This is a genomic window from Synechococcus sp. R5-15, from assembly GCF_047462035.1.
GTDB lineage: Bacteria > Cyanobacteriota > Cyanobacteriia > Thermostichales > Thermostichaceae > Thermostichus.
The window spans coordinates 1-513 of record NZ_JANSIK010000067.1 but is presented as its reverse complement, the minus strand read 5'-3'; the positions used below and the strand labels follow the sequence as shown (position 1 = coordinate 513).

Annotated in this window: 1 protein-coding gene and 1 pseudogene; both read left to right on the top strand. The window is 57.5% G+C overall.

The features are described from left to right. Positions 1-85, top strand: a pseudogene (locus tag NW839_RS06400) (IS607 family transposase); the annotation flags it as partial. Beyond that, on the top strand, positions 54-513 hold a 460-nt coding region (locus NW839_RS06395; RefSeq protein ID WP_414380526.1), incomplete at its 3' end, for a helix-turn-helix domain-containing protein. The pseudogene NW839_RS06400 and the gene NW839_RS06395, both read left to right, overlap by 32 nt.

The following is a 513-nucleotide window of genomic DNA, read 5'->3' as shown; positions in this document are numbered from 1 at the left end:
CTTCAGCAGTCGGCTCTACGGACTCAGAAAATACCGGGCTGCAATCGAGAAAGATACGGATTTATCCGGAGCCAGCGCTGGCTAAAGTTTGGAAGCGGTGGCAAGCGGCGTGCCGGTACTGCTACAACCAAGCGATTGCCTATCAGCGTCAGCATGGTGCCCCAAAAACGGCCAGAAAGCTGCGGGACATCATCCTGCGCTCCGACCTGCCCGAGTGGGTAAAGGACGCCCCCTGCCACATCAAGCAGAACGCGGTCGTCGAGGCGTGGCTGGCGTTTCGCCGGAGTAAGGACGCGAGGTTTCGCGGTGTGCGGGACAGGTCACATACACTGCAGTTCAACGCCGGCAACTTTCGCAATGGAACGTGGTATCCGAAACTCACCCGAGGTTTGGCGTTTCGTGCATCCGAGGAGATGCCCAGAGAATGGGCACGTGGGACTGAACTAATGCGGGTGAAAGACAGATGGTATGCCATCTTTCCTGAGCCCGTGAACGAGCAGTGTTCGTTAGCAA